The organism is Marinobacterium ramblicola (assembly GCF_019084545.1).
GTDB classification, from domain to species: Bacteria; Pseudomonadota; Gammaproteobacteria; order Pseudomonadales; family Balneatricaceae; genus Marinobacterium_D; species Marinobacterium_D ramblicola.
Map to the genome: position 1 here is coordinate 47,269 of NZ_JAHREP010000019.1, position 25,762 is coordinate 73,030.

Here is a 25,762-nt window from a genome sequence, read left to right on the forward strand (position 1 = left end):
TCATGGAGATCAGTCTGCGCGAATGGCTTATCATTGGCGGAATTCTGGTAATTGCGCTGATTCTGTTTGACGGCTGGCGTCGTATCCGGGGTAATCGCAATCGTATCCGCATGGATATCGACCGCTCGGCGATCGGTGACGGCTCGGCAGAGGATGTTCCGCAATCCAACCCGGAGTTGCCCAACGGCGGCGCCAGGCGTCGCACGCACGCTGCCGAGCATGAGCGGCATGAACCCACGTTTGCGGCCGACTCCAGCGATCTGGAAGACGAATCGGATCGCCTGCCGGAGTTCGAGCCGGCGGTGGTAGACGTCGTCTCCAGCGGGCGTGCACCGGATCAATCCGGCGACGTATCGAAGCATGAACCCCCTGAGCCGCCCCGGTCGCCGGCGCCCAACCCGCTGCATGAAATGGACCCCCTGTTCGACGATGTACCGGTCGAGCCCCGCCCCCTGCGTGCTGAACGCGGGCCGCAGCGGCCGGAGAGCGTTGACCAGTCGGCGGACGCCGAGGCACTGACCGCAGAACCTGGCCTATCGGCAACCGAGCCGGAGCCCGAGCCGCGAGAGCAGCGTGCAGCCGCACCGTTGCGCGCGCAGCGTGACGAATCCCGACATGACGACATCCGCCTCGATGAAGAGGATGACCCGCCCTTCGCAATGAGCTTCGAGTTCGATCCTGAACAGCCGATTCCGGTGTTGATGGACCGCGTGCGTGCTCAAGCCACTGCTACTCAAGCTAAAGAGACACAGGCGCCGGTAACAAGTGCTGAAGAGCAGGCTTCCGCCCCGAAACGGGAATCCTCGAAACGGCGGCGCAATGCGGACAGGCATCCGGAACTGCCGTTTGACGGCGCGGAACAGAGTGCCGAAACGGAATCCGTATCGGAGCAGAAAGCCGCTGTTGCCGCTCGGCAAGAGGCGTCTCATACCGGCGTGCGGGCCGACACCAGGCCGAGCCAGGCGCAGGCCGAGTCGGCACCCAAGCGTCCGGCACCGGCGATCACCCCCAATCCGGAAGATATGTTGGTGATCTTTGTCGTTGCCAGGCGTGGTGAGGTGCTGCCGGGCGCGGTGATCCACAGGATCGTCGATGCCTGCGGCCTGGAGTTCGGCGAGATGGGGATCTTCCACCGCTACGAGCGGCCCAACGCCCAGGGTGCGCTGCAGTTCAACATGGCCAATGCCCTGCAGCCCGGTACCTTTGACCTGGATACGATGGATAATGCCGAGCTGCCGGCCGTGACCTTCTTCATGTCGATGCACGATCCGGCCGACCCGCTGGAAGCGTACGAGTGCATGCTGGCGACGGCGGAAACCCTGGCTCGCCACCTGGATGCCGAACTGCTCGATGGCGACCGCTCGGTGATGCGCCCGCAAACCAAGGAACATTACCGCGAGCGGATCCGTGATTTCGAGATCCACAAACGGGTGAAGCGCGCGCACTGAAGCAGATGGCCCGTATGGCCCTGTCGTTCGCGGCTGCGAACGACAGGCTTTCCCAGGCTCCCCTCCAGAGATAGCTTTTGACCGATGAACACCTCCGTTTCGGCGCGAATTCAGGCGCTACGTGAACAGATCGATCTGCATAACCACCGTTACTACGTACTCGATGAGCCCAGCATCCCCGATGCGGAATACGATCGTTTGTTCCGCGAGCTGCGCGAGCTGGAGCAGGCCAACCCGGAGCTGATCACACCCGATTCGCCGACCCAGCGTGTGGGCGCCAAACCCAGCGGCGGCTTCGCCGAGGTGGCTCATGAGCTGCCGATGCTGTCGCTCGACAACGCCTTCAGTGGCGACGAGTTGCGCGCCTTCGTCCGCCGTATCGGTGACCGGCTCAAGGGCGTGGACACGGCCAAACTCCGGTTCGCCTGCGAGCCCAAGCTCGATGGCCTGGCGATCAGCCTGATCTATGAGCAGGGGGTGCTGGTGCGCGGCGCCACCCGCGGCGACGGCTATACCGGCGAGGATATCACCCTCAATGTGCGTACCATCGCCAATATTCCGTTGCGCTTGATGGGCGAAGGGTGGCCGCAACGGCTTGAGGTGCGCGGCGAGGTGTACATGCCCAAGGCGGGTTTCGAGGCGCTCAACGCCGAGGCCAGGGCGCGTGACGAGAAGACCTTCGTCAATCCACGTAATGCCGCCGCCGGCAGTTTGCGTCAGCTCGACCCTGCCATTACCGCGAAGCGACCGCTGGAGTTCTGCTGCTACAGCACCGGTATCGTGGAGGGCGGAGAGCTGCCGGCCAGCCACAGCGAAACCCTGCGACTGCTACGAGAATGGGGCATCAGGATCAACCCGGAGATGCGGGTGGTCGAGGGTGCCGAGGGGTGTCTGGAGTACTACCGGCAGATGGAGCGGAAGCGGGCCTTGCTTCCGTACGACATCGACGGTCTGGTATTCAAGGTGGATGATCGCGAACTGCAACAGCAGCTGGGCTTTGTCGCCCGCGCGCCACGCTGGGCGATTGCACACAAGTTCCCGGCCCAGGAGGAGATCACCCGTCTCAATGACGTGGAGTTCCAGGTCGGCCGTACCGGCGCGGTAACACCGGTGGCGCGTCTGGAACCGGTGTTTGTCGGCGGCGTCACCGTGAGCAATGCCACGCTGCACAATATGGACGAGATCGCCCGCCTGGATGTGCGCATCGGTGATTACGTTATGGTGCGCCGGGCCGGTGACGTGATTCCCCAGATCGTCAGCGTGGTTACCGAAAGACGCACCGGCGACGAGCGACGGGTGCAACTGCCCGAACACTGTCCGGTGTGCGGCTCGGAGATCGAGCGCACCCAGCTGGTCAAACGTGGCAAGAGCGGACAGCAGGTCAGTGAAGGGGCGATCTACCGCTGCGTGGGGCGTCTGGCCTGTCAGGCGCAACTGAAGCAGGCGTTGATCCACTTCGTGTCACGCAAGGCGATGGATATCGACGGCCTGGGCGAGAAGAATATCGATCAGCTGGTGGAGCGCGAAATGGTCGCATCGCCGGCCGACCTGTACCGCTTGAGCAAAAGCCAGCTGCTGCGCCTGGAGGGTTTTGCCGAGCTCTCCAGTGACAACCTGATCAAAGCGATCGATGACAGCAGGACGGTGACGCTGGACAAGTTTATCTATGCCTTGGGGATTCCCGAGGTCGGCGAGGAGACCGCGAGGGTACTGGCCAACAGTCTGGGTAGCCTGAGCAGGATACAGCAGGCGCTGCCGGAACTGCTGACCTGGCTGCCGGATATCGGTCTGGAGGTGGCGCATGAGATTCACAACTTCATGCAGGATGAGCACAACACCCGGGTGATCGGAGATCTGCTTTCACTTGGAGTCAAGCCTGGCGAGCCGGGCACACTGGCGCCGGAACTGCAGGGCAGCATCAGCTTTGCCGAGCTGATCGACAAGCTGAACATCGCCGGGGTGGCCAAGACAGGGGCTGCGCTGTTGGCCGATCGTTTCCTGAGCCTCGATGCACTGCTCGCGGCCGATGAAGCTACACTGAGCGCCATCCCCCGCTTCGGCAGCAGGGCCCGTGTCGGGCTGCAGGAGCGTCTGAACGATGCGCACTGGCGTGACAATGCCAGGGCGTTGGAGCATCAGCTGCGTGAGTTTGGCATGCATTGGGAGTGCAAGGCCGAGCAGCCGCTGCAGAGCCTGCCGCTGGCCGGGGAAACCTGGGTGCTCACCGGCACCCTCGAGAGCCTGACCCGTGACGATGCCAAGGCCAGGCTGCAGGCATTGGGGGCCAAGGTGGCGGGCAGCGTATCGGCGAAGACCTCGGCCGTGGTGGCCGGCGACAAGGCCGGGTCCAAGCTGGCCAAGGCGGAACAGCTGGGTGTCCGCGTACTCGATGAGGCGCAGCTGCTGGCACTGCTGGACGCCGAGGGCCGGGGCGCGTGATAGTCCCCTGGCAGCAGCTGTCGCCCGAGGCGCTGCGCGGGCTGATCGAGGAGTTTGTGACCCGCGACGGCACCGACTATGGTGAAAGTGAGGTTTCGCTGGAGCGCCGCGTCGAGCAGGTGCTGGCGCGGCTGCGTTCCGGCGAGGCCGTGTTGCTGTTCAGTGAAAGTACAGCTGAGTGCTCTATAGTCGCCAAGGACAGGATAGATAAGTAGAAGGAGGTTGCCGTGGAGCAACTTGATCAGATCACCAGCCTGATCGCGCTGTCGATGGGCGTTGCCTGGGCCAGCGGTATCAACCTCTATGCCACGGTGCTGATGCTGGGCGTGCTGGCCAATATGGGCCATATCACGCTGCCGCCGGGGCTGGAGATCGTCTCCGATCCGCTGGTGCTGATGGCGGCCGGATTGATGTATTGCGTGGAGTTCTTTGCCGACAAGGTGCCCGGCGTGGATACCGGCTGGGACACCCTGCACACCTTCGTTCGGATTCCCGCGGGCGCCGCGCTGGCAGCCGGTGCCGTAGGTGACCTGTCACCGGCGGTGGGGCTGGCCGCGGCGCTGGTCGGTGGTTCGCTCGCTGCCGGCAGTCACAGTCTCAAGGCCGGTACGCGGGTGATGATCAATACCTCGCCGGAGCCGGTGACCAACTGGACGGCATCGATCAGCGAAGACCTGATCGTGATCGGTGGGCTGTGGACGGCACTCAACCACCCCTGGTGGTTTATCGGTGCGCTGATCCTGTTCGTGCTGTTCCTGATCTGGGTACTGCCCAAGCTGTGGCGAGGGATCAAGCGGGTGTTCGGTTTCCTTGGTCGTCTGTTTTCGGGCAACGGCAATACGACCCCCCAATCGGATCCGCCATCGGCAGCGCCTGGCAGTAACCGCCTGCCCCCGGGCTCGAACGGCCGCTAGTTTTTCAAGCCCAGCTTTCGACCCGGGCGTTATTGATCAGTAGCCTCAGCAGGTCGGAGCGGGTGATGATGCCGATCACCCGCTCCTCTTCATCGATAACCGGAATGGCGCGGACCGGATAGTTGACGAAGGTGGCGGCGAGAACCGACAGCTCGGTATCCAGCGCGGCAACGATCACCTGGCGCTGGTAGGCCTGGGATACCGGCAGTGCGGAGTTGTTGCCATAGGGCTCGATATCCCGATCCGACAGCAGCCCCAGCGGGAGACCCTCCTCGTCGACAACGGCGAGATGGTGGATATTGTGTGCCTGCATCTTCTGCGCTGCACTGTTCAGGGTGTCGGCGGTGCGCGTGGTGTAGACCGGCGACACCATCAACTGCCGCGCCGTAAGTCCTTTCTTGCGCCGCTCGCGATCGCCATAGCCCGAATTGCCATAGGTGTTCGGACTCTCCGGTTGCTGTTCGGCGCCCGGCAGGCGTCGCTGCCGGCTCTGGCGACCGGCATTGGCCAGGGCGTCTTCGAGCTCTTTGGCTTCGTCGCGGGCGATATCGTCGCTTTCCGGTAGCGATGTGGTACGGCTGAGCTCGGTCAGCTGATCGACGCCCTTGGGTTTGAACAGCGCCGAGACAGGGGTCTGGATTCGATACCCCTGGTCATAGACAACCAACGCCATGGTGTAACCTCGCGTAAGGACTGTTGGTACTATATCGTCCGTCTGATCAGATTCTTGATCACGAAGCGTACCGGATTCAGCGCGTCGGCCACCCTGCGGGGAAGTGGCAGGGGGGCGTTATCCACCAGTGCCGCGATGAACTCGGCACTTATTGGACAGCTGACCAGCCCTTTCGATCCATGACCGGCATTGACGTACAGGCCGGGCAGGTGGCGCATGCCGGGTTCGAAGCGCCACTTGGAATCCTGTCTTAAACGGGCGAAGCGTTGCTCTACCCAGTCAAACTCCGGCACCGGGCCGACGATCGGCAGGTAGTCGGGTGTCGTCGCGCGGTAGGCCACGCGCCCCTCTGCCTTTGTGATGTCCAGCGCCCGGGCCAACTCCGGTATGGCCCGCTCGAGCAGGTCGAGATTGGCCTGATGCTCCTCTGCGCGGATATCGAGCGCCAGGTCATGCAGTTTGAAGCTGGCGCCAAAGCAGTAACGGCCGTCAAGCGCCGGCGAGATATAACCCTCGCCGCACACCACCCGTTTCAGCGGTGCCGGGTGCTCGGGCTGCTCCGTTTGCGTGGTCTGGCCGCGAATCGGTTTGAGCGGCAAACTGGCCAGCGGTTCGAGACGATTGGCTTCGGCCGCGCTGCAGACGATCACCACCGGGGCGCAATGCGCACCGCCGTTGATCTCCCAATGGGCTGATTCCGCGTTATAGTGCAGTGATTGCACCGGCGTATCGAAGTGGCAACGGATGGTGCTGTCGGCGAGCAGGCGCTGACACAGCAGCGGCGGCGACGCCCAGCCTGCCTCGGGGAAGTACAGCCCGCCGGCGCTGAGCTCGAGCCCGGCCAGTTCGCAGGCCTGCTGCTGCGTAACCTGACGGGCCAGCTGCTCGGGATAGATCCCGGAGTCGGCCAATTGCTGCTGATGCCGGGCCTCTTTGTCGCTCAGCGCCAAGCTCAATACGCCGCAGATATCGCCGAGTTCGGGTTGCTGATCGGCCAACCTGCGGATCAGGGCCGCGGAGTAGTGCAAGCCCGCCACATGCAGCTCGCTCTGCCGGGTCGGCCGGGTGGCGAGCTTGATAAACAGCGCGCCCTGGGGGTTGCCGGAGCCCTCCAGGGCGGGGGCCGCGTTACGCTCCAGCAGATCGACCCGCCATCCGCGTCGGGCCAGCGCGGCGGCAGCGCTGCAACCGGCGATACCGGCACCGACAACAATGGCATGTCGCTCAGTGTTGGCCAGCGGCGACGGTCGGGCCAGCCAGGGTTGGCGTTGCGGGGCGGCATCAGGGGTGGATTCGAAGCGGCCGTTGAGCATCTCCCGCTTGCGCCCGAAACCGGGCAGTTTGCTGACAGCAAAGCCAACCTCGGCCAAGCCGCGACGGACCAGTCCCGCCGCCGTAAAGGTGGCGAAGGTGGTGCCGATGTGTGAATGGGCGGCGATCTGCTGGAACAGTTCCGGGCTCCACATGCCGGGGTTGCGCGCCGGTGCGAAGCCATCGAGGAACCAGGCATCGACCTGGCCGTCGAGCTCGGCCAGCATCTCGGCGGCGTCGCCAAAGGCGAGGGTCAGCAGGATGCGCCCGCCGTCGAACACCAGGGTATAGAAACCGCGTAGCGGTGCAGGCCAGCAGGTCAGCAACTGACGGGCGCCGGACTCGAGCTCCGGCCACTGCGCCAGCGCCTGGGCCAGATCCTCCGGCAGAAGTGGGTGTTTTTCACAGGAGATGTAGTGCAGCCGGGCCGACTCCGGGGCCTGCGCCAGCCAGAGACGACGGGCACAGAGGAAATTCAGCCCGGTACCGAAGCCGGTTTCCGCCAGCGTGAACCGGGACCCCGGCGCCAGCTCCCGCCAGCGTGTATCCAGCTGGTTGGCGGCGAGGAATACGTACTCGGTCTCCGCCAGTCCGCCGGCCTTGTTGAAGTAGATGTCGTCGAACTGCACCGATACCGGGGTGTTGTCCTGCCAGCTCAGCTCGGCCGGTGTCAATTTTTCGTCGCGCCTGTTCAATCGGGTTGGATCCAAGTCGTTTCAGTGGCTGGCGCGACCGACGCCGTAGTAGGTGAAGCCCAGGTCATGCAGCAACTGAGGGTCGTAAACGTTGCGGCCGTCGACGATCACCGGCTCGCGCATCAGGCGGTGCAACTCGGTATAGTTGGGCGACCAGTATTCGGGCCAGGCGGTCAGCAGCAACAGGGCGTCCACGCCGTTTACCGCCTCGTATGGCTTGGCGCAGTACACCAGTTGGGGGTGGTCGCCGTAATGGAAGCGGAAATCCTCCAGCGCCTCCGGGTCGTGCAGCTGGATGGTCGCACCCTGGGCCAGCAGCGCATCGACCACGCGCAGGCTGGGCGCGCTCTCCACCGTCGCCACCCCGGGTTTGAACGCCAGACCCCAGAGCGCGATGCGACGGCCATGCAGATCGCACTGGTAGTGCTGCCAGAGTTTGCGGAACGGCAGCTCCTTGTGCTGTTCGTTCTGCTTGAGCACGGTTTCCAGCAGTGTCGAACCGCGGGTCTTGCTGAGCAACCCGGCGAGACCCTCGATATATTGGGTAAAGTGCTGGCCACCGAAGCCGCAGCCGGGCGACAGGTAGTAGGGGCCGACGCGCTGGTCGGTGCTCATGCCATCGCGCACGGTCTCGATATCGACACCGACGTGATCCGCCAGCATCGCCAGCTCGTTGATGTAGCCCAGACGCAGGGCGAGCATGCCGGTGATGGCGAATTTGGTGAACTCCGCTTCACGCCGACTCATCAACCGCAGTTCGGTACCCTCACGGGTAAACGGGCGCATCAGCGCAGTAAACATGGTGCCGGCCGAGTCGTTCTCGCAACCGACCAGCATCACCTCAGGATGGGCAAACTGGCGCATCGCCTGACCGCCCTGCAGCATGTCCGGCAGATAGACCACGTGCTGCTGCTTGTTTTCATCCAGCCGTGACTGCAGCTGATCGCTGGCGCCGGTGCCCAGGTTACTCTGGTTGACCACCAGCAGCGAGCCCTGATGCACCGCTGCCAGGTGAGCGACGATCTCGCCGGCCGCTTCCAGCTCGCCGGGGGCGATCGCGAGCCAATGGATCTCGGCGGAGAACGGATCCTCCTCCTCGCTGGAGCGGATCTGGCCACCGATAATGCCCTGCTCAAGCCGGTCCATCAGCCCCGGCTCGATGCGGATGGCGCTCTCCGCCGGTGCCAGCGCCGATCCCGCCTTGATGATATCGTTGCCGTAGCTCGCCAACTGCGCCGCAGCGATCCAGGCGGCGAGCTCATCGCCCCATACACAGATCTTCATTCTCAGCTCCTGTCATCCGCTCAGGCTTGCTCGCGCAGGGTGTTGATGCGCAGGAGCAGGCCGCGGGTAGCGCTGTCCAGTGACGCCGAGCGGTCGGGATTGTCAAGTTCGTCCAGCATCGCGGTGGCCATCTTCTTGCCCAGTTCCACGCCCCACTGATCGAACGGATTGATACCCCAGATAACCGCCTGGGTGTACACCTTGTGCTCATACATGGCGATCAGCTGGCCCAGGGCATAGGGGGTCAGCTCATCGAGCAGGATGACAGTGCTGGGCTGATTGCCGCGATAGCGTTTCCAGGGTGGCGCAGCGTCCGCGCTGTCGTCGGCCAACGCCTTGTCGCCCAGTGCCAGCACGCGCGCCTGGGCCAGACAGTTGGCCAGTGCCAGGCGGTGCTGCTGTTGCAGCTCCTGACCGCGGTCGGTGTAGCGCTTGGCCGGCACGATGAAGTCGCACATCACCGACTCGGTACCCTGGTGCAGCAGTTGGTAGAACGCATGCTGGGCGTTGGGGCCGATCTCGCCCCAGAGTACCGGGCAGGTGTGTCCTTCGGTGGCGCTGCCATCCAGACGCACGCTCTTGCCGTTGCTCTCCATCTCCAGCTGCTCCAGATAGGCGGGCAGGTGGGCCAGGCGACCGTCGTAGGGCAGGATCGCATGGGCGTGAATATCGAGCAGGTTGATATTCCAGATGCCGACCAGGGCCAGCAGTACGGGCAGATTTTCGCGTAGCGGTGCCTGGTGGAAGTGAGTGTCGATGCTGTGGGCACCGGCCAACAGACGGCGGAAACCCTCCATGCCGATGGAGATCGCGATCGGCAGCCCGATCGCAGACCACATCGAATAGCGCCCACCGGTCCAATCCCAGAACAGCAGCTGGTTCTGACTCGGGATACCCCATTCGCCGGCTTTCTCCGGTTGCGCGGTAATACCGATGAAGTGGTGGCGCAGAATCACGTCGCTGTCCAGGCCGCTGGCATCGACCAGCCACTGGCGGGCGGTCGCGGCATTGGCCAGAGTGTCGATGGTGGTGAACGACTTGGACGAGAGTACGAACAGCGTCGTGGCCGGATTGAGGCGACTGAGCAGTCCGGATAGCTGGCTGCCATCCATCGATGACACGAAATGCAGCTCTATCCCCTGTGCGGCTTTCGGTTTGAAGTCACTCAGTGCACGACAGGTCATCAGCGGGCCGAGATCGGATCCGCCGACACCGATATTGACCACGGTGTCGATCGCTTCGCCACTGTATCCGCGCCACTGTCCCGAGTGCAGGGTGGCGACCAGGGCCTCCATCTTTGCCAGGGTCGACTGCACGCCGGCGATAATATCCTCGCCATTCACGCTCAGGCTTTTACCGGCCGGCGTACGCAGTGCCGTATGCAGCGCTGCGCGGCCCTCGGTGCAGTTGACCGGCTCGCCGCTGATCAGGTCGTCGATCTTCTGCTTCAACTGACAGGCATCGGCCAGTGCGACCAGTTGATCCAGCGTCTCCGGCAACAGACGCTGGCGGCTCAGGTCGAGCAGCAGACCGTCGTGCTCGAAGGTCAGCGCATCGAAGCGGTTATCGTCACCGAGCAGTTCGCTCAGGTGACGGGATTTGAGCACCTGCGCGGCATCGCGCAGGTCGCTCCAGCAGCTATCGGGGGTCACGGTAACTCCTTGCCCGGGTTCGAGAGGATCCTGGGATCCCTGCTCAGAGGGTAAGACCGCTGATGAAGTCGCGCAGAGCCGCCCCGGTTTCCGGATGGCGCAGCCCAAGTGCGATATTGGCCTGCAGCAGACCGGCCTTGTTGCCGCAGTCGTAGATCTTGCCGCGCATGTTGTAGGCTTCCAGCGGCGACTCCCGGGTCAGTGCCAGCAGTGCGTCGGTGAGCTGGATCTCGCCGCCGGCACCCGGTTTCGTTTCCTTCAACAGCTGCATCACCCTTGCCGGCAGAATGTAGCGGCCGACGATGGCCAGATTGGACGGGGCCTCCTCCGCCTTGGGTTTTTCGATCATCCCCTTGATCTCGGCGCTCTGGCCCGATTCCACCTTGCTGCCGCCGCAGTCGACGATACCGTAACGCTGTACCTGATCCTGCGGCACAGACTCGACCATGATCTGGCCCTTGCCGGACTCCGCATAGCGGGCGGTCATCGCACTCAGGTCGCGCTTGCCATCCGGGTTGTCGATGATCATGTCGGGCAGGATAACCGCGAAGTCGTCGTCGCCGACGATATGAGCGGCACAGAGCACCGCATGGCCCAGGCCCAGCGCCTGCGGCTGACGTACCGATACGATCTCCACATCGTCGGGGATGGTGTCGTTCACTGCCGCACGCAGCTCATGCTTGCCCTTGCGGGTCAGCTCCACCTCCAGCTCGTAGTGGTGATCGAAGTGATCCTCTATCGCCTGTTTGCCGCTGCGTGTCACCAGGATGATTTCACGGAATCCCGCTTCGATCGCCTCTTCGACCACATGCTGAATCACCGGCTTGTCGACCACGGTCAGCATCTCTTTGGGGATCGCTTTACTGGCCGGCAGAACACGGGTACCCAGCCCCGCGACGGGGATCACAACTTTAGTCAGCATCTTGAACCCTTGTAACTCGGTAAATTAATTCGCACACAATACCATAAAGCGGTTAGCGCCCACATGACGCCGCTCAGCGATCGATTATGAGGGCCGATCAGTTGTCGGCAGGCGGTGGCTGACGCTTGCGGACGGCGTTGCACAGCGCCTGCCCCTGGGTGCGTTTGAGTGCGCGCACCTTTTGGTGAAGGGCCGCTTTCGCGAGCATGTGCGCGCTGACCGGCGCGGTGATCAGCAGAAACAGAGTGATCAGCAGTTCGTGTACCACCAGCCGCTGCTCGACGGCGAAGAAGTAGATCATGGAGCCTATCAGCAGTCCGGCCAGACCCAGGGTGGTGGCCTTGGTCGGGGCATGCAGGCGGGTGAAAAAGTCGGGCAGGCGCAGCAGGCCGAAAGAGCCCAGCAGCACGAAAATACCGCCCAGAAGCAGGAATGCACAGATGATGAGTTCGATTACAGGGGGCATGGTCATCTCCTACTCGATAATGTCGCCGCGCAGCAGGTATTTGCACAGCGCGGCGGTGCTGACAAAGCCGAGCATCGCGATCAGCAGCGCACTCTCGAAATAGAGCGCGGAGCCCTTGTACAGCCCGAACAGCAGAATCAGGCCAATGCTGTTGATATACAGCGTATCCAGCGCCAGGATGCGGTCCGGCAGGTCCGGGCCTCTAAGCAGACGGATCAGATTCATGATCAACGAGACACAGATCAGGGCGCTGACGATGACGATGGTGGTGCTCAGCATCCGAATATCTCCTTCAGCGGCGCCTCGTAACGGGACTTGATCTGCGCGATCAACTGCGCTTCGTCGGTCAGGTGGAGTACGTGAATATAGAGCCACTGCCTGTCTTCCGATACTTCGGCGCTCACCGTGCCCGGCGTCAGCGAGATGGTGCTGGCCAGAATCGTGATCGGCACAGCGCCTTCGATATCCAGCGGCAATGCGACAAAGGCCGGTTGCAACCTGCCCATCGGACCGATAACCCGCATCGCCACCTCAAAGTTGGCCACCAGGATGTCGTACAGCACCATCAGGGCATAGCGCAACGCCCGCAGGTGGGAGCGCACCCTGGGCTGGGGTGACTGCATGGGGCTCACCAGCAACGGGATACCCAGTGCCAGAACGGCACCGAGCAGAATGTGTCCGACTGCCAGCGTGTTGTTGAGCAACAGCCAGACCGCGAACAGGATCAGGCTTTGTGCCGGCATCGGTAACCAGCGGCGGGTAAAGGCGTTGATCATGAACCACCTCCCGGCAACAGTGGGCCCAGCGCTCGACTCATGTTGTGCAGCTGCTCGGCCGTGTCAAAGGTGAAGTCGGATACCGGACCGCCGAAGATCACCAGCAGTGGTGAGATGGCCAGCAGCAGGAACACCGCCGTCAGTTGCAGTCTGGACACCGGTTCGCAGGAGTCGGGCTCGCGGCTGGTGTGCCAGAACAGGGTGGTACCGGCTCGTGACATGGCGATCAACGCCGCCAGCCCCCCGATCAGTATGGTCGGATAGATCCAGGCCGCCTCTCCCTCCAGCGCCGCCGACTTCAGCAGCAGGGCTTTGCCGACGAAGCCGGAGAAGGGGGGCAGGCCGACAATCGCCAGGGCGCCGATGAAGAACGCGATGCCGATACCGACCGGCTGACACATACGGCGTGCGGCGACGAAACGGTCTTCCGCCTTGCCGCGCTGGCGGCTGATCATGTCGGCGAGCAGGAACAGGCCGGCGCAGACCAGAGTCGAATGCACCAGATAATAAAGCAGGGCGCCGGTGGCCTCGCTGCGCGCCATTGCCAACCCCACCAGCAGGGTACCGACGGATAGCACCACCAGCTGGGCGACCAGTTGGCGCAGGCTGGAGGCCGCGAGTACGCCGATGGTGGCGGCGATGAGTGTCAGGATCGACAGCGGCCAGAGCCAGGGGATGGCGATCTGGGCCAGGGCACCGGCATCCTCACCGAAGATCACGGTAAACACCCGCAGAATGCTGTAGATCCCCACCTTGGTCAGAATCGCGAACAGCGCCGCTACCGGTGCGCTGGCCGCGGAATAGGTGCGCGGTAGCCAGAACTGCAGCGGCAGGATCGCCGACTTCAGGCCGAACACCACCAGCAGCATCAAGGCACCGGCGCCGGCGATCGCCTGCTCGGCTGCATCCAGCTGACTCACCTTCTGCGCCAGGTCGGCGATATTGAGCGTGCCGGTGGTGCCATAGATGATGCCCAGCGCAAACAGGAAGATCGACGACCCCACCAGGTTCAGCACCACATAGTGTACGCTGGCGCGGGTCTTCTGTTTGCCGCCACCATGGATCAGCAGGGCATAGGAGGCGATCAGCAGCACCTCGAAGAAGACGAACAGGTTGAAGATATCGCCGGTCAGGAAGGCGCCGTTGATCCCCATCAGCTGGAACATGAACAACGGGTGGAAATACGCCCCCTGACGGTCGTCCCCGGCGCAGGCGTAAAGCATGCAGGCGAACCCCAGTACCGAGCTGAGCAGCAGCATCAGCGTCGACAGGCGGTCGGCCACCAGCACAATGCCGTATGGCGGGTGCCAGTCGCCCAGCACGTAGAGCTGTATCACGTCGCTGTCCGCCTGTAGTAACAAGCGCAGTGTAATCAAAACCAGCACGCCCAGCGCAGCCAGGGATAGTGAGCGCTGACGCGCGATCTGTCCGCTGATCGGCGGCAGCAGCATCAGAACGCCGCAGAGCAGCGGAATCAGAATCGGCAATATGGCCAAGTGTTCCATTTATGGCTTCTCCCTGGCGGTCGACTCGTCGGGGATCGTGGGCAGGCGACCGTCCACATGATCGTTGCCCAGGTCGGCGCGGGCGCGCATCGCCAGAATGACCGCGAAGGCGGTCATGGCAAAGCCGATCACAATGGCGGTGAGCACCAGTGCCTGTGGCAACGGGTCGGTATAGTTGGCCGGCCCCTCTTGCAGTACCGCCGCATCATCGACGCCCAGGCGGCCGCTGGCGAACAGAAACAGGTTCACCGCATAGGAGAGCAGGGTGAGCCCGACAACGACCGGAAAGGTCCGGCCACGCAGGGTGAGGAAAATACCGCTGGTGGTCAAAATGCCGACGCACAGTGCATAGAGCATCTCCATATCAGAGCTCCTCCTTGGTCAGTACCGGTCGTTCCGAGGTGGTCAGCTTGCCGAGGTTGGCCAGAATCAACAGCGTGGCGCCAATCACGGTCAGGTAGACGCCGAGGTCGAACAGCATGGCGCTGGCCAGCTCGAAATCGCCCACCAGCGGCAGATGGAAGTGACCGAACCAGGAGGTCAGGAAGGGGCGCCCGAAGGCCCAGCTGCCGATCCCGGTCAGCGTAGCGATCAACAGCCCGGAACCGATCAACCACTGGTAATTGAGCCTCAATCGTTCCTTGATGAAATCGACGCCATTGGCCACATACTGCTGGATGATCGCCACTGCCGTGATAAGCCCGGCGATAAAGCCGCCGCCGGGCATATTGTGCCCACGCAGGAAGATATAGACCGATACCAGCAGCGCCAGCGGCAGCAGCAGCTGCGACACAGTGGCCAGGATGACCGGGTAACGGTCGTTGGACCAGGGGCGTCCGCGCTCGTCGCCGGCGGGCATGAACAGGCGCATTCGGTTGATCAGCTTGAAGATCCCCAGTGCAGCGATCCCCAATACGGTGATTTCACCCAGCGTATCGAAGCCACGGAAGTCCACCAGGATGACGTTGACCACGTTGGTGCCACCACCGCCGGTTTTGCTGTTGGCCAGGAAAAAGTCGGAGATCGAGTGCAGCGGCCGCGTCATCAATGCATAGCAGAGCGTGCCGATCATACCGCCGACCAGGGCCGAGATCGCCAGATCCCGCATCATCTGGTGCGGACTCGACTCTTTCGGTGTGCGCTGGGGCAGGAAGAACAGCGCCAGCATCAGCAGGATCACCGTGACCACCTCCACCGACAGCTGGGTCAGGGCCAGGTCGGGGGCCGAGAAGCGGGCAAAGGTAACGGAGACGATCAGGCCGACGATGGAGAGCGTAATCAGCGCGATCATCCGCTTGCGGTGCCAGATAACGGTTGCCAGGGCACCGAGGATGAGCAGGGCCGCACCGGTGATCTCGACGCCACCCAGCGGCAACTGAGGCCGGTCCCCTGCAGGCTGGTTCAGCGTCATCATCGGGGTCACGATCAGCGCAACCGTGAACAGCAGCATCAGCATCAGGTAGCGTTGCAGCGAGCCGTTCTCCAGCCGATCATTGAGCCAGCGGCATCCGGCCATCAGCAGCTGAATCAGCTTTTCGAACACCTCCTTGGCGTCGGCTTCGGGGAACTGGGCCTGGAACTGGAACAGCACCTTGCGGTTGTAATAGATCACCAGGCCGCCGATAAAGGCGATCGTACTCATCGCCAGCGGCAGGTTGAAGCCGTGCCAGATCGCCAGGCTATACTCCGGCACCAGCCCCTGAATGACTGCCGACGAGGCGCTGTTAAGCAGATCGCCGATCACGTAGCCCGGCAGCACCCCCACCAGCAGACAGAGCGCGACCAGAATCTCCACCGGCAGTTTCATGTAGCGCGGCGGTTCATGGGGGGTACGCGGCAGATCGATCGGCTCGCCGTTGAAGAACACGTCGTGGATAAAGCGCAGCGAGTAAGCGACCGAGAATACGCCGCCACAGGTGGCCAGCACCGGTACCAGCCAGGAGAGTGCCCCCAGCGTACTCTGATGCAGGGTTTCGGAGAAAAACATCTCCTTGGACAGAAAACCGTTCAGCAGCGGCACACCGGCCATCGCCGAGGCAGCGACCATCGCCAGCGTGGCGGTGTAGGGCATGTATTTCCACAGGCCGTTGAGCTTGCGCATATCGCGCGAGCCCGACTCATGGTCGATGATCCCGGCGGCCATGAACAGCGACGCCTTGAAGGTGGCGTGGTTGATGATATGGAAGATCGCCGCCACCGCCGCGAGCTTGGTATCCATCCCCAGCAGCAGCGTGATCAGGCCCAGATGGCTGATGGTGGAGTACGCCAGCAGCCCCTTGAGATCATGCTTGAACAGAGCGAAATAGGCGCCGGTCAGCAGCGTGATCAGGCCGGTCAGGCTGACGATCAGGAACCACATATCGGTACCCGACAGCACCGGGTAGAAGCGGGCCATCAGAAAGATGCCCGCCTTGACCATCGTCGCCGAGTGCAGGTAGGCGCTGACCGGCGTCGGCGCCGCCATGGCATGGGGCAGCCAGAAGTGGAACGGGAACTGCGCCGACTTGGTAAACGCGCCGAGCAGCATCAGTATGAGAATAGCCGGGTAGTAGCCGGAGTTGCGGATCTGGATGGTGCTGGCCAGCACCCTGTCCAGATCGTAGCTGCCGACCACGTTGCCGATCAGCAGAATACCGGCCAGCAGCGCCATGCCACCGGCACCGGTCACCGTCAGCGCCATGCGCGCACCGCGGCGAGCTTCCCGCTTGTCGGACCAGAAGCTGATCAGCAGGAACGAGCTGATACTGGTCAGCTCCCAGAACACCCAGAGCTGGATCAGGTTGTTGGACAGCACGATGCCGAGCATCGCGGTCATGAACAGGATCAGGTAGCTGTAAAAACGCCCCATCGAGTCCTTGGGCGACAAGTAGTAGCGCGCATAGAGGATGATCAGCAGCCCCATGCCGAGAATCAGCAGCGCAAACAGCAGGGCCAAGCCATCGAGCCGGAAGGCCAGCTCCAGATCGAGTGCCGGTATCCAGGGTAAAGAGCTTTTCAGCGTTGCACCTGAAAGCACAGCCGGTGCGTGAAACAGCACAATGAGAAGGGATAGGGCCGGTAGTAGCGATGTCGCCCAGGCACAAGAGGTTCGTCCGGCGCGCTCGGTCAGCAGCGGCACCAGAGTGCCGAGCAGAGGCAGCAGTGGTACCCATATCAGATTCATGGCTGGGGATTACTCCTGTCAGTCATGCAGTTCAGTAATTCGATGTGGACGGAAGTGTATCATGCTGTTTTGAAACGTTATATGTATAGGCTTTTCGTCGAGGAAAGTATCGAAAGTTCCGTGGTTAAGTTCGAATTTTTCGATCGAGAGAGGGTATTTGCTCTGCGTGGGCGAATGTTCCTTTTTAGTGCGAGTGCACTGTTGCAGTGCGTTTCGGCGGTGCGGTTTATCCCCTGCCGGGCCGTCTGTCAGTTTGCTGTCGATGCTTCTATGACGGGATTCGATCTTCCGTTTTTTGTAATTTTTCCAAATCAATTCAATCGATTAACTTTCTTATTGATTCGATATCGCTTGCCTGCGTGAGTTCTGGCCCGATCCTTGTATGGTTTGAACTGACCGTACTCTTGGCGATACGGCGAATACAATTTGGAAAATAGAGCGCTAGGGTTCCGATTGCGTTTGATCGATCGAAAGATTGACAGGCGTGATGACTGGTCCGAGAGCACTCGACCTCTCAGTCAGAGCGATTCGGCTTGGCGATGGGTTACACGGCGGGACAAAAGCCCGGGAGACTTGTTTGGCGTATTGGCCAAGAGTACTCCGTAACAGCCGTAAACCCGAAAACGCAGCACACAACGAATCCTGAAACTGAAGCTGAAGAGGTTTAACAGATGAAGCTTTCCCTTAAGCGCTTGCCCACAAAAGCCGCTACGCTGGCACTCACCACCGCACTGCTATCCTCCCCCGCGTTCGCAAAAGATGATTTCAAGATCTGCTGGTCGATCTATGTCGGCTGGATGCCATGGGCCTACGGCGCCGAAGAGGGGATCGTCAAGAAGTGGGCCGACAAGTACGGCATCAGTATCGACGTGGTGCAGATCAATGACTACGTCGAGTCGATCAACCAGTACACCGCCGGCGGCTTCGATGCCTGCACCATGACCAACATGGACGCGCTGACCATCCCGGCCGCCGGCGGCGTCGACAGCACGGCGCTGATTGTCGGCGATTTCTCCAACGGCAACGACGGCGTGGTGCTCAAGGGCAAAGAGTCCCTGGCGGATATCAAGGGCCAGAGCGTCAACCTGGTCGAACTGAGCGTGTCCCACTACCTGTTGGCGCGTGGCCTGGAAAGTGTCGGCATGTCCGAAGCGGATGTGCGGGTGGTCAACACCTCCGATGCCGATATGGTCGCCGTCTACGGTACCGACGACGTGACCTCCGTCGTGACCTGGAACCCGCTGCTCAGCGAAATTGCGGCGATGCCGGATTCCCGCAAGGTGTTCGATTCCTCGCAGATCCCCGGCGAGATCATCGACCTGCTGGTCGTGAATACCGATACCCTGGCGGAAAATCCGAAGCTGGGCAAAGCGCTGGTCGGTGCCTGGTACGAGATCATGGGGCTGATGAGCGGCGCGGGCGCTGAAGCCGAAACGGCCCGCACCTACATGGCCCAGGCCTCCGGCACCGACCTGGCCGGATACGATTCTCAGCTGGCCAGTACCGAGATGTTCTATACCCCGCAGTCCGCGCTCGAGCTGACCAACAGCGACACCCTGAAAACCACCATGCAGCATGTGGCCGAGTTCTCCTTCGATCACGGCCTGCTCGGCGATGGCGCGCCGGATGCCGGCTTTATCGGTATCGAAACCCCGGCCGGTATCTTCGGCAGCGAGAGCAATATCAAGCTGCGCTTCGATCCCACCTACATGCAGATGGCCGCCGACGGCACGCTGTAATTCGTTGAAGAACCGACACGGGGGGCTTGACCCCCGCAGGGATCTTTCATGACACGCATGATCAACAAGACACCGGGATCGGTATTGAGGATGTCGCTGGGGCTGCTGCCCTTCGTGCTGATCCTGCTGATCTACATGGCAGGTTCCGATGCCCGGCTGGAGCTGAACCCGAACGACAAGCTGCTGCCCAGCTTCGAGCAGATGGGGGACGCGATCCAACGCATGGCGTTTGAGCCAAGCAAGCGCACCGGTGAATACCTGTTCTGGGCCGATACCGGCAGCAGCCTGACCCGGCTCGGGCTGGGCGTGGGCATTGCGGCGCTGCTCGGTCTGCTGCTGGGGATGTCGACCGGCGCGCTGCCGATGATTCGCGCCGGAGTGTCGCCACTGCTGACGGTGATCTCGCTGGTGCCGCCGCTGGCGCTGCTGCCGATCCTGTTCATCGTCTTTGGCCTGGGTGAGCTGTCCAAGGTGGTGCTGATCGCCATCGGCATCACGCCGTTTATCGCGCGCGATATTCAGCGGCGCACCGAGGAGATCCCCACCGAGCAGTTGGTCAAGGCGCAGACGCTGGGTGCCAGTACCCTGCAGATCCTGATCCGCGTGGTGCTGCCGCAGCTGATGCCGAAACTGATCGATGCCATCAGACTGTCGCTCGGTGCCGGTTGGCTGTTTCTGATCGCGGCGGAAGCGATCGCCTCCACCGACGGCCTGGGTTACCGCATCTTCCTGGTGCGCCGCTACCTGTCGATGGATCTGATCCTGCCCTACGTGGCCTGGATCACGCTGCTGGCGTTCCTGCTCGATATCACGCTGGCCTGGGTGAGCCGCAGGCTCTACCCCTGGAACGTGCAAGGAGGCCAGTAATGTCCGCGATGATCGAAGCGAAAAATCTGTGGAAACGCTACGGCGACAATGTGGTGCTGGAGCGGATCAACATGCGCGTCCAGGAGGGGGAGTTCGTCACCCTGGTCGGCACCTCCGGTTGCGGCAAGAGCACCTTCCTGAAGCTGTTGCTCGGAACCGAGTCGCCCTCAAGCGGCGAGTTGCTGCTTGATGGCAAACCGATCCCGAACGAGCCGGGGCCGGACCGCGGCATCGTGTTTCAGCAGTACTCGGTGTTCCCGCACATGTGCGTGCTGGAGAACGTGATGGCAGCCAGGGCCTTCGCCCGCAAGGGGCTCACCGGCTATCTGTTCGGCGCCGCCAGGCGTCAGGCGCAGGATGAGGTACGGGCGATGCTCGATCAGGTGGGGCTCGGCCATGCGCTGGATAAGTATCCGCACGAACTGTCCGGCGGCATGAAGCAGCGCCTTGCCATCGCCCAGGCACTGCTGGGCAAACCGCGGATCCTGCTGCTGGACGAGCCGTTCGGCGCGCTGGACCCGGGTATCCGTGCCGATATGCACGAGCTGGTACTGAACCTCTGGCGTGAACACAAACTGACGGTATTCATGGTCACCCATGACCTGAAAGAGGGGTTCTACCTCGGCACCCGGCTCTGGGTGTTCGACAAGCTCAGACAGGATCCCCATGCGCCCAACGCCTATGGCGCCGGCATCACCTACGACCTGTCCGTGGGGCAGTTGGACCACGCTACTTACGAAGAGATCGATGACAACCTGCGGCCCGTCGCCCGGCTTGGCTGAGCGACAAACCGAGCGAGTGTCGAAAGACCGGCCGAGCCGAGGTCGGGATAAGGAGCAAGAGATGAACGAGATCCGATATACAACAGAGATCGCGCCGGGCGGCCACTGGTCGCTGCGACTGCGCAAGGGCACGCAGATGCGGCTGACCGATATCGACGGTGGCGCTAATGTCGGCATGCTGTTCTACAACCCGGAGAACCTGCTCGAGCGCTACAACGCCCCTGATACGTTGAAGTGCCAGCACACCTTCAAACTGACCCGGGGCAACTGCCTCTACTCCGATATGGGGCGGATCTTTGCCTCCATCGTCGAGGACAGCCTGGGCTGGCACGAGACGGTGTGCGGCAACAGCCACGCCGAGCAGGTCGCCGCACGCTGGGGCAAGCGCGATTACCAGCAGGACCGCAACGCCTGGCATCAGAACGGTCATGACGCCTTCCTGGTCGAGCTGGCCAAGTATGGTCTCGGCCGTGCCGATATGGCCGCCAATATCAATTGGTTCAGCAAGGTGGAGACCGATGCCGAGGGCACCCTGGCGCTGATTGAAGGTCATAGCGCGCCGGGCAGCTCGGTGACGCTGCGTTTCGAGATGGACAGCCTGGTGCTGCTGCACGCCTGCCCGCATCCGCTTAACCAGGCCGCCGAATATCCGGGCAAGCCGGTGCGAATCGAGCTGGGCGAAGCGGAACCGGTGACCGCCGATGACTACTGCCTGAACTTCCGCCCGGAAAACCGCCGCGGCTTCCACAACAACGCCCTGTATCACCTGGGCCAATAAGGAGCGAGCCATGCTGACCGAAAGCACACGCCGGCCCGAGCAGGCGGTGTCCCGCACGACCATCGATGCCGGCGACTACTACATCGGCACCGTGAAGGCGGGCCAGACGCTGCGTATCCTCGATCTGGAGGGTAACCAGGCCGCCGACACCCTGTTCTACTGCGCCGCCGATCCCAGCGAGCGCTACAGCGCCATGGACACCCTCCGCGAGCAGGGCAATGTCTACCTGACCACCGGCTCGCTGCTGCGCTCCAACGAGAACCGGCCGATGCTGGAGATCGTCGCCGACACCTGCGGCCGCCACGACACCCTGGGCGGCGCCTGCGCCAGCGAGAGCAACACCGTGCGCTACGACCTGGAGAAGCGCTGCATGCACGCCTGTCGCGACAGCTGGATGCTGGCGATCGCCGAGCACCCCGAGTACGGCATCTCCAAGCGCGACATCGGCCACAACATCAACTTCTTCATGAACGTGCCGGTGACCGAGCAGGGCGGGCTGACGTTCGAGGACGGCATCTCCGCGCCGGGCAAGTATGTGGAGCTGACCGCACTGATCGACGTGGTGGTGCTGATCTCCAACTGCCCGCAGCTGAACAACCCGTGCAACGGCTACAACCCGACGCCGGTGGAGCTGCTGGTCTGGGACCACTGATAACTGATCTTTGCCCTTCAGTGGACGACCACTGTCGTACTAAACAAGCGCCGGGACGACCCGCGCCAGGGTTTCGACCATGTTTACCAAAGTCCTGATTGCCAACCGTGGCGCCATCGCCACCCGTATCATCCGTACCCTGAAGCGCCTCGGCATCGGCGCGGTGGCGGTCTACGCCGACTGTGACGCCGACAGCCTACATGTGCGCCTGGCCGACGAGGCCCATTGCCTGGGCGAGGGCGGTGCCGCCGATACCTACCTGAATATGCAGCGCCTGCTGCAGATCGCCGCCGACAGCGGTGCCCAGGCGATCCACCCCGGTTACGGCTTCCTCAGCGAGAACGCCACCTTTGTCGAGCGCTGCGAAGCGGCCGGGATCGCCTTTATCGGCCCCACGGCGGAACAGATGCAGGCGTTCGGTCTCAAACACCGCGCCCGCGAGCTGGCACTGAATGCCAAGGTACCGCTGCTGCCCGGCTCCGATCTGTTGACCGATCTGGAGGCCGCCAAAGCGGAAGCGGCACGGATCGGCTACCCGGTGATGCTGAAGAGCACCGCCGGCGGTGGCGGTATCGGTATGCAGCTCTGTCGTGACGAGGCCGATCTGGTTGGCGCCTTCGATAGCGTTAAACGCCTGGGCGCCAACAACTTCGCCGACGATGGCGTATTCCTGGAGAAGTGTATCCAGCGCGCCCGCCATATCGAGGTGCAGGTGTTTGGCGATGGTGAGGGTAATGCGCTGGCGCTGGGTGAGCGCGACTGCTCCAGCCAGCGTCGCAACCAGAAGGTGGTGGAGGAGTGTCCGGCACCGAACCTGAGTGACGCGGTGCGTGCCGAGCTGCACGCCACCGCCGAGAGGCTACTCGCCGGCGTTCACTACCGCAACGCCGGTACAGTGGAGTTCATCTACGATGCCGATAGCGACGATTTCTACTTTCTTGAGGTGAACACCCGCCTGCAGGTGGAGCATGGCGTCACCGAGGAGGTATACGGCGTCGATCTGGTGGAGTGGATGCTGCGCCAGGCGGCGGGCGAAACGATGGCGCTGGATCAGAAGCGCGCCGAACTCAAGCCCAGCGGCCATGCGATCCAGGTACGGGTCTACGCCGAAGATCCCTATCGCGGCTTCCAGCCCTGTGCTGGGCTGCTGACCCAGGTGGAGTTCCCACAGGGGGAGGGGATACGTATCGACCACTGGATCGAGTCCGGCATCGACGTACCGCCGTTTTTTGATCCGATGCTGGCCAAGGTGATCGTTCACGCCGAGGATCGACCGGCGGCACTGGCCAAACTCCAGCGGACGCTGGACGACATCCAACTCTACGGCAGCGAGACCAACCTCGGCTATCTGCGTGCACTGAGCCGCGATGCCGTGCTGGCGCGCGGTGAAGTGACCACGCGCTATCTGAACGATTTCATCTATCGGCCTGCGCGTATCGATGTAATTCAGGGCGGCACCCAGACCACGATCCAGGATTTTCCCGGCCGCACGGGGCACTGGGATGTGGGGGTGCCGCCCTCAGGTCCGTTCGACAGCTATGCCTTCCGTATCGCCAACCGCCTGCTCGAAAACGCCGATGACGCGGCCGCACTGGAGATCACCCTGCAGGGGCCGGTGCTGAGCTTCGCCGGCGATACCCAGATTGTGCTCGCGGGTGCCCAGATCGAGGCGCGGCTTATTGATGAAAAACGGGGTGAGCAGCCGCTGCCCCTGTGGCAGACGATTGCAGTGAAAGCGGGCCAGCAACTGCACCTGGGGCGGATCAAGGAGGCCGGTGCCCGTGCCTATCTGGCGGTGCGCGGCGGCATCCAGTGTCCGGACTATCTGGGCTCCAAGTCCACCTTTACCCTGGGCCAGTTCGGCGGCCATAACGGCCGTGCCCTGCGCGCAGGGGACGTGTTGAAACTGGATGTCGCGGCAGAGCCGGTGGCCGCAGCGGTATTGCCTGAGGCGTTGAAACCGGAGCTCGGCAACCAGTGGCAACTGCGGGTGATCTACGGCCCACACGGTGCACCGGACTTCTTTACCGACGAGGATATCGCCACCCTCTTTGCCACCGACTGGGAGATCCACTACAACTCCAGCCGTACCGGGGTGCGTCTGATCGGTCCGAAACCGAAATGGGCGCGCAAGGATGGCGGCGAGGCGGGGCTGCACCCCTCCAATATTCACGATAACGCCTACGCCTTCGGCACCGTGGATTTTACCGGCGATATGCCGGTGATCCTGGGGCCGGACGGCCCGTCACTGGGCGGCTTCGTCTGCCCGGCCACGGTGATCACGGCGGACCTGTGGAAGCTGGGTCAACTGCGCGCCGGTGACCGGGTGCGCTTTGTACCCCTTTCCATCGAGCAGGCGGTGGCGCTGGAAGCGGCACAGCACGCACAGATCGGCGCTTTGACCGAACAGCCGGTTCAATGGCAGCCGGTCGAGCCGGAAACACCGGTGCTGGCGCGTCTGGACGCTTCCCGGTTCGGCGACGAGATCGTCTACCGCGCGGCGGGCGATCACTTCCTGCTGGTAGAGTATGGCGAGCAGGCACTGGATATCCGGCTTCGTTTTCGTGCCCACGCACTGATGCAGTGGCTGCAGCAGAATCCAGTGCCGGGCCTGCGCGAACTGACCCCGGGGATCCGCTCGCTGCAGATCCATTTCGATTCCCAGGTCCTGAGCCATACCGAACTGCTGACCCATCTGGAAAGCGCAGAGACAGCGTTGGCGGAGCAGCTCACCGCGCTGGAGGTGCCGTCGCGGATCGTCCATATCCCGTTGTCCTGGGACGACGTGGCGTGCCGACTGGCGATCGAGAAATACACCCAGTCGGTGCGCAGGAACGCGCCCTGGTGCCCGAGCAACCTGGAGTTTATCCGTCGTATCAACGGACTGGACAGCATCGAAGAGGTCAAGCAGATCGTCTTCGACGCCTCCTACCTGGTGATGGGCCTCGGCGATGTCTACCTCGGCGCGCCGGTGGCCACCCCCATCGATCCGCGCCACCGCTTGGTCACCACCAAGTACAACCCGGCGCGTACCTGGACCGCGGAAAACTCGGTCGGTATCGGCGGCTCCTACCTCTGCGTCTACGGCATGGAGGGGCCGGGTGGCTACCAGTTCGTCGGCCGCACCCTGCAGATGTGGAACCGCTACCGCCAGACCCCGGAGTTCGAGAACCCCTGGCTGCTGCGCTTCTTCGACCAGATCCGCTTCTACGAGGTCGGCCACGATGAACTGCAGCGAATACGCCGCGATTTCCCCCAGGGACGCTATCCGCTGAAGATCGAAGAGTCCAGCTTCTCGCTGGCCGAGTATGAGCAGTTTATCGAGCGGAACGCGGTTGAGCTCGACGCCTTCAAAACGCGGCGCAACGCCGCCTTCGAGGAGGAGTTGGCGCGCTGGCACGCCGACGGCCAGTTCAACTTCGAGGCCGAGGAGTTGGAGTCCTCCGAGCAGAGCGTCGACTGGCCGGAGGACGCGATCATCGTTGATAGCCCGGTTTCCGGCAGCGTCTGGCAGACCGAGATACAACCGGGCGATACGGTGGAGGCGGGGCAGACACTGATGATCCTCGAGTCGATGAAGATGGAGATCCCGATCCATGCGCCAACTGCCGGCGTGGTCAGCCAACTGCTGCAGAGCGCCGGCAACCGTGTCAACGCGGGACAGGCGCTCGTCGTCATTGAAGAGAAGGTTTAAGG

Annotated in this window: 21 protein-coding genes and 1 riboswitch; of the genes, 10 read left to right on the forward strand and 11 right to left on the reverse strand. The window is 62.7% G+C overall.

Annotated elements, in window-relative coordinates; translation table 11 throughout:
• Positions 1 to 2 precede the first annotated feature (2 nt).
• From zipA to KQ940_RS15075, 4 genes are all read left to right on the forward strand, one after another.
• On the forward strand, positions 3 to 1,448 hold the full coding sequence (gene zipA / locus KQ940_RS15060) for a cell division protein ZipA (protein WP_217414561.1): 1,446 nt from the start codon (positions 3 to 5) through the stop codon (positions 1,446 to 1,448).
• Between the two features lie 84 nt (positions 1,449 to 1,532).
• Positions 1,533 to 3,887, forward strand: coding sequence for an NAD-dependent DNA ligase LigA (gene ligA, locus KQ940_RS15065; protein WP_217414562.1), 2,355 nt, complete (start codon positions 1,533 to 1,535; stop codon positions 3,885 to 3,887).
• Positions 3,884 to 4,102, forward strand: coding sequence for a YheU family protein (locus tag KQ940_RS15070; protein WP_217414563.1), 219 nt, complete (start codon positions 3,884 to 3,886; stop codon positions 4,100 to 4,102). Before ligA ends, KQ940_RS15070 begins: the two co-directional genes overlap by 4 nt.
• A gap of 12 nt (positions 4,103 to 4,114) precedes the next feature.
• The gene (locus KQ940_RS15075; protein ID WP_217414564.1) at positions 4,115 to 4,801 is read left to right on the forward strand and encodes a DUF4126 domain-containing protein; all 687 of its coding nucleotides are present in this window, start codon (positions 4,115 to 4,117) and stop codon (positions 4,799 to 4,801) included.
• 4 nt (positions 4,802 to 4,805) lie between these two features.
• Here the strand turns inward: KQ940_RS15075 and KQ940_RS15080 are convergent, their stop codons facing one another.
• The 11 genes from KQ940_RS15080 to KQ940_RS15130 all read right to left on the reverse strand — a co-directional run bounded on the left by KQ940_RS15080 (position 4,806) and on the right by KQ940_RS15130 (position 17,248).
• Positions 4,806 to 5,474: a CBS domain-containing protein gene (locus tag KQ940_RS15080; protein WP_217414565.1), complete on the reverse strand. Its 669-nt coding sequence runs from the start codon at positions 5,472 to 5,474 to the stop codon at positions 4,806 to 4,808.
• Between the two features lie 29 nt (positions 5,475 to 5,503).
• Positions 5,504 to 7,480: a bifunctional tRNA (5-methylaminomethyl-2-thiouridine)(34)-methyltransferase MnmC2/FAD-dependent 5-carboxymethylaminomethyl-2-thiouridine(34) oxidoreductase MnmC1 gene (gene mnmC / locus KQ940_RS15085; protein WP_217414566.1), complete on the reverse strand. Its 1,977-nt coding sequence runs from the start codon at positions 7,478 to 7,480 to the stop codon at positions 5,504 to 5,506.
• A gap of 21 nt (positions 7,481 to 7,501) precedes the next feature.
• Positions 7,502 to 8,764 carry a UDP binding domain-containing protein gene (locus KQ940_RS15090; RefSeq protein ID WP_217414567.1) on the reverse strand — a complete coding sequence of 421 codons (1,263 nt, stop codon included), beginning with the start codon at positions 8,762 to 8,764 and terminating at the stop codon, positions 7,502 to 7,504.
• 20 nt (positions 8,765 to 8,784) lie between these two features.
• Positions 8,785 to 10,416 (reverse strand): glucose-6-phosphate isomerase, encoded by a 1,632-nt coding sequence (pgi, locus tag KQ940_RS15095; protein WP_217414568.1) that lies wholly within the window; start codon positions 10,414 to 10,416, stop codon positions 8,785 to 8,787.
• A 43-nt stretch (positions 10,417 to 10,459) separates the two neighbouring features.
• Entirely contained in the window at positions 10,460 to 11,338 is an 879-nt protein-coding gene (galU, locus tag KQ940_RS15100) for a UTP--glucose-1-phosphate uridylyltransferase GalU (RefSeq protein ID WP_217414569.1), read from the reverse strand.
• A gap of 97 nt (positions 11,339 to 11,435) precedes the next feature.
• A complete protein-coding gene (locus tag KQ940_RS15105; RefSeq protein ID WP_217414570.1) occupies positions 11,436 to 11,804 on the reverse strand; it encodes a Na+/H+ antiporter subunit G in 369 nt (122 codons plus the stop codon).
• A gap of 9 nt (positions 11,805 to 11,813) precedes the next feature.
• Positions 11,814 to 12,083 (reverse strand): K+/H+ antiporter subunit F, encoded by a 270-nt coding sequence (locus tag KQ940_RS15110; RefSeq protein WP_217414571.1) that lies wholly within the window; start codon positions 12,081 to 12,083, stop codon positions 11,814 to 11,816.
• Positions 12,077 to 12,580, reverse strand: coding sequence for a Na+/H+ antiporter subunit E (locus tag KQ940_RS15115; RefSeq protein WP_217414572.1), 504 nt, complete (start codon positions 12,578 to 12,580; stop codon positions 12,077 to 12,079). The genes KQ940_RS15110 and KQ940_RS15115 overlap by 7 nt, the downstream gene beginning before the upstream one ends.
• Positions 12,577 to 14,085 (reverse strand): monovalent cation/H+ antiporter subunit D, encoded by a 1,509-nt coding sequence (locus tag KQ940_RS15120; protein ID WP_217414573.1) that lies wholly within the window; start codon positions 14,083 to 14,085, stop codon positions 12,577 to 12,579. The genes KQ940_RS15115 and KQ940_RS15120 overlap by 4 nt, the downstream gene beginning before the upstream one ends.
• The gene (locus KQ940_RS15125) at positions 14,086 to 14,448 is read right to left on the reverse strand and encodes a Na+/H+ antiporter subunit C (protein WP_217414574.1); all 363 of its coding nucleotides are present in this window, start codon (positions 14,446 to 14,448) and stop codon (positions 14,086 to 14,088) included. It lies immediately after the preceding gene.
• Position 14,449: 1 nt separating this feature from the next.
• Positions 14,450 to 17,248, reverse strand: a complete 2,799-nt coding sequence (locus KQ940_RS15130; protein WP_217414575.1) for a monovalent cation/H+ antiporter subunit A — start codon at positions 17,246 to 17,248, stop codon at positions 14,450 to 14,452.
• Positions 17,249 to 17,678: 430 nt separating this feature from the next.
• A riboswitch (guanidine-I (ykkC/yxkD leader) is annotated at positions 17,679 to 17,821 on the forward strand.
• A 98-nt stretch (positions 17,822 to 17,919) separates the two neighbouring features.
• Between KQ940_RS15130 and KQ940_RS15135 the strand changes: the two genes are divergently transcribed.
• The 6 genes from KQ940_RS15135 to uca all read left to right on the forward strand — a co-directional run bounded on the left by KQ940_RS15135 (position 17,920) and on the right by uca (position 25,760).
• Positions 17,920 to 18,987: a putative urea ABC transporter substrate-binding protein gene (locus KQ940_RS15135; RefSeq protein WP_217414576.1), complete on the forward strand. Its 1,068-nt coding sequence runs from the start codon at positions 17,920 to 17,922 to the stop codon at positions 18,985 to 18,987.
• A gap of 48 nt (positions 18,988 to 19,035) precedes the next feature.
• On the forward strand, positions 19,036 to 19,854 hold the full coding sequence (locus KQ940_RS15140; protein ID WP_217414577.1) for an ABC transporter permease: 819 nt from the start codon (positions 19,036 to 19,038) through the stop codon (positions 19,852 to 19,854).
• Positions 19,854 to 20,636 carry an ABC transporter ATP-binding protein gene (locus KQ940_RS15145; protein ID WP_217414578.1) on the forward strand — a complete coding sequence of 261 codons (783 nt, stop codon included), beginning with the start codon at positions 19,854 to 19,856 and terminating at the stop codon, positions 20,634 to 20,636. The genes KQ940_RS15140 and KQ940_RS15145 overlap by 1 nt, the downstream gene beginning before the upstream one ends.
• 61 nt (positions 20,637 to 20,697) lie before the next feature.
• Positions 20,698 to 21,414: an urea amidolyase associated protein UAAP1 gene (locus tag KQ940_RS15150; protein ID WP_217414579.1), complete on the forward strand. Its 717-nt coding sequence runs from the start codon at positions 20,698 to 20,700 to the stop codon at positions 21,412 to 21,414.
• Between the two features lie 10 nt (positions 21,415 to 21,424).
• Entirely contained in the window at positions 21,425 to 22,066 is a 642-nt protein-coding gene (locus KQ940_RS15155) for an urea amidolyase associated protein UAAP2 (RefSeq protein ID WP_217414580.1), read from the forward strand.
• 79 nt (positions 22,067 to 22,145) lie between these two features.
• Complete coding sequence (gene uca, locus KQ940_RS15160; RefSeq protein ID WP_217414581.1) at positions 22,146 to 25,760, forward strand: urea carboxylase; 3,615 nt, start codon at positions 22,146 to 22,148, stop codon at positions 25,758 to 25,760.
• The last annotated feature ends 2 nt before the right edge of the window (positions 25,761 to 25,762 follow it).

Bases quoted from the DNA above. Each gene is read 5' to 3' on its own strand.
- KQ940_RS15125 (WP_217414574.1), bottom strand. From the start codon at position 14,448: ATGGAGATGCTCTATGCACTGTGCGTCGGCATTTTGACCACCAGCGGT.
- ligA (WP_217414562.1), top strand. From the start codon at position 1,533: ATGAACACCTCCGTTTCGGCGCGAATTCAGGCGCTACGTGAACAGATC.
- KQ940_RS15115 (WP_217414572.1), bottom strand. From the start codon at position 12,580: ATGATCAACGCCTTTACCCGCCGCTGGTTACCGATGCCGGCACAAAGC.
- galU (WP_217414569.1), bottom strand. From the start codon at position 11,338: ATGCTGACTAAAGTTGTGATCCCCGTCGCGGGGCTGGGTACCCGTGTT.
- KQ940_RS15155 (WP_217414580.1), top strand. From the start codon at position 21,425: ATGCTGACCGAAAGCACACGCCGGCCCGAGCAGGCGGTGTCCCGCACG.
- KQ940_RS15145 (WP_217414578.1), top strand. From the start codon at position 19,854: ATGTCCGCGATGATCGAAGCGAAAAATCTGTGGAAACGCTACGGCGAC.
- zipA (WP_217414561.1), top strand. From the start codon at position 3: ATGGAGATCAGTCTGCGCGAATGGCTTATCATTGGCGGAATTCTGGTA.
- KQ940_RS15135 (WP_217414576.1), top strand. From the start codon at position 17,920: ATGAAGCTTTCCCTTAAGCGCTTGCCCACAAAAGCCGCTACGCTGGCA.
- uca (WP_217414581.1), top strand. From the start codon at position 22,146: ATGTTTACCAAAGTCCTGATTGCCAACCGTGGCGCCATCGCCACCCGT.
- KQ940_RS15130 (WP_217414575.1), bottom strand. From the start codon at position 17,248: ATGAATCTGATATGGGTACCACTGCTGCCTCTGCTCGGCACTCTGGTG.
- KQ940_RS15150 (WP_217414579.1), top strand. From the start codon at position 20,698: ATGAACGAGATCCGATATACAACAGAGATCGCGCCGGGCGGCCACTGG.
- KQ940_RS15140 (WP_217414577.1), top strand. From the start codon at position 19,036: ATGACACGCATGATCAACAAGACACCGGGATCGGTATTGAGGATGTCG.
- KQ940_RS15105 (WP_217414570.1), bottom strand. From the start codon at position 11,804: ATGCCCCCTGTAATCGAACTCATCATCTGTGCATTCCTGCTTCTGGGC.
- KQ940_RS15080 (WP_217414565.1), bottom strand. From the start codon at position 5,474: ATGGCGTTGGTTGTCTATGACCAGGGGTATCGAATCCAGACCCCTGTC.
- KQ940_RS15120 (WP_217414573.1), bottom strand. From the start codon at position 14,085: ATGGAACACTTGGCCATATTGCCGATTCTGATTCCGCTGCTCTGCGGC.
- KQ940_RS15110 (WP_217414571.1), bottom strand. From the start codon at position 12,083: ATGCTGAGCACCACCATCGTCATCGTCAGCGCCCTGATCTGTGTCTCG.
- KQ940_RS15090 (WP_217414567.1), bottom strand. From the start codon at position 8,764: ATGAAGATCTGTGTATGGGGCGATGAGCTCGCCGCCTGGATCGCTGCG.